This window comes from Nitratidesulfovibrio liaohensis (genome assembly GCF_011682075.1).
GTDB lineage: Bacteria > Desulfobacterota > Desulfovibrionia > Desulfovibrionales > Desulfovibrionaceae > Cupidesulfovibrio > Cupidesulfovibrio liaohensis.
On the sequence record NZ_VSMK01000418.1, the window covers coordinates 1 to 2360 of the forward strand.

Genomic DNA, 2360 nt, shown 5'->3' on the forward strand with positions numbered 1-2360 from the left:
CGGGCCGTGGACCGGTCAGGCGCGACGCGACGGCGGTACCGCCCCAAGGGCATGGCCCGCCGCCCGCACGGTTTCGCGCGGGCAACCCCATGCCCTCCGCACCGTGTCCCGATGGTGCTACGCCGTGCCAAGGGCTGCTGTCAACGCGGTGGAAGCGCAGGCAAGGGTAGAGGCATGCCCCCCTGCCCGCGCCAGTGATGGCGGCGCACTCACGGGTGGCGGATTTGGGCGGTGCGCGCCGGTGCGCGGAAACTGCGCGCCGTCTCCCGACCACGCCTTTCCCCGTTCGCCAACTGCTGCGCGCGCTTTGCCTTTTGTCCGGCCAGTGGTTATGTTCACGGAAGTGGCGAACGCGCGGCGCATCGCACGGGACCGGCATCCTGCGGTCCGCCCCGCCCGCGCGTCACCAGAGGAGACCGCATGACCGCCACCGTGGGTATGCCCTTTACCGGCGACGTGGAAAGCCCGCGCGAGGCGGCTGCCAACCGCTGCATGACCGTGGATGACCTGCCGCCCCTCAGCTTCGCGGCGCCGAACCCCGCCGACCCCACCGTTCCCGGAAGCGCCTGGCCTGTGCCCGACATGGCCGCCTGCCATGCCCTGTGGGACCGCTACGCCATGCCCGACCACATCCGCGCCCACAGCCTCAGGGTGGCCGACATGGCCATGGCGCTGGCCCGCGCGGCCCTGAACAATGAAGCGGGCGGCCCGAATGGCCCGAACAGCACGGACATCCACCTGCCCTCGGTGCTGGCCAGCGCCCTCTTGCACGACATCGCCAAGGACTACACCATCCGCTTCGGGGGCAACCACGCCCAGCTCGGCGGCGCGTGGGCCCTGCACGAGACGGGCAACCCGCGCATCGCCCAGGGGGTGATGCACCACGTGCACTGGCCGTGGCGGGTGGACGTGACCGTGCGGGAATGGCTGATGCCGCTGATCATCATCTACGCCGACAAGCGCGTGAAGCACGACCAGCTGGTGACGCTGGAGGAACGCTTCGACGACCTTGTGGAGCGATATGGCCGTACCGAACGCATCCGCGAACGCATCCGCGAATCGCACGAGCAGGCCGTGGAGATAGAGCTTGCCCTGTCCGCCCGGCTGGGCATGGCCCTGCACGATGCCGTGCCGCGCGACGGCGAACTGACGGTCAACGCGGGCTGAGGCCTCGTCCCAGCCTGCCCGATGCCCGTCACCGTTGCCCCCGCCACCTCTTTTCCCTGATCCGCCAAAAGGTTTCCGCATGAAATCCGACCCCCTGCACGCCGCACTGCTGGCCATCTACGGCGGCGTCTGGCGTCTGGCCCGCCCCCTGCTGCGCCGCAACGCCCGTCTGGCCGAAGGCTACGACCAGCGTCTGGTGCCCGACCACTGGGCCGAGGCGGCCCACCTGTGGGTGCAGGCGGCCTCCGGCGGCGAGGCCTATCTGGCGTGGGAACTGCTGCGCCATCTGGACGGCAACGGCACGAGGGGCACCACGGACGGCTCCGCCCACGACGCCCCGGATGGTGCCACTGCCAATGCCACGGACGACGCCACGGACGACGCCACGGACAGCCCTGACCGGCCATGCCCGTCCTCCGCCGCCCCGTTCACGCCCCCGTGCCCCCCCCCGTGCACACAGGACGGCGGACTCTCCGTGCTGCTCACCTCGTGCACCCGGCAGGGGGTGGAAGTACTGGAAAAGGCCCGCGACTGGGCCGCCGCACACCGGCCCGGCCTGCAGGTGCAGGTGCGCTACCTTCCCTTTGACGAACCGGGTCTGATGCGCCGCGCCCTGGACCAGGCCCGGCCCTGCGCCGTGGCCCTGCTGGAAACGGAACTGTGGCCCGGCCTGCTGTCCGCCTGCGCGGCGCGGGGCATCCCCGTGGCCGTGGTCAACGGGCGCATGACCCCGCGCACCCTGGCCGGATACCTGCTCACCCCCGACTTCTGGCACGGGCTGGCCCCGGAGCGCATCGCCGCCATCTCGCCCGACGACGCCCAGCGCTTCGGCCTGCTGTTCGGGCACGACCGCACCTCGGTCATGCCCAACATCAAGTTTGACCGGGCCTTGCCCCAACCCGAAAGACCGGACGAATCCGGCGTGCCCGGCGCACACGACGTGCCCGGCCTTGCGGGCACCATACTGCGGAAATCCGCCCCGCTGGTGGTGCTGGGCTCCGTGCGCGAGGAAGAGGAAGCCGCCCTGCTGCCGGTCATCCAGAGAATCGTGCAGGAGCGTCCCGATGTGGACATCGCCGTGGCCCCCCGGCACATGCACCGCGTGCCCGCCTGGGTGAACGCGCTGGAACAGGCCGGGCTGCCGTGGGAACTGCGCTCGCGGCGCACCGCCGCGCCCTCCGGCGGCGCTTCCG

2 protein-coding genes are annotated in these 2360 nt (G+C 71.4%); both read left to right on the forward strand.

Features of this window, described 5'->3' with window-relative positions; translation table 11 throughout:
* Positions 1-420: 420 nt before the first annotated feature.
* Positions 421-1167, forward strand: a complete 747-nt coding sequence (locus tag FVW27_RS13290) for an HD domain-containing protein (protein ID WP_208294782.1) — start codon at positions 421-423, stop codon at positions 1165-1167.
* Positions 1168-1246: 79 nt separating this feature from the next.
* The coding region (locus tag FVW27_RS13295; protein ID WP_167125872.1) for a 3-deoxy-D-manno-octulosonic acid transferase at positions 1247-2360 on the forward strand (1114 nt) is incomplete at its 3' end.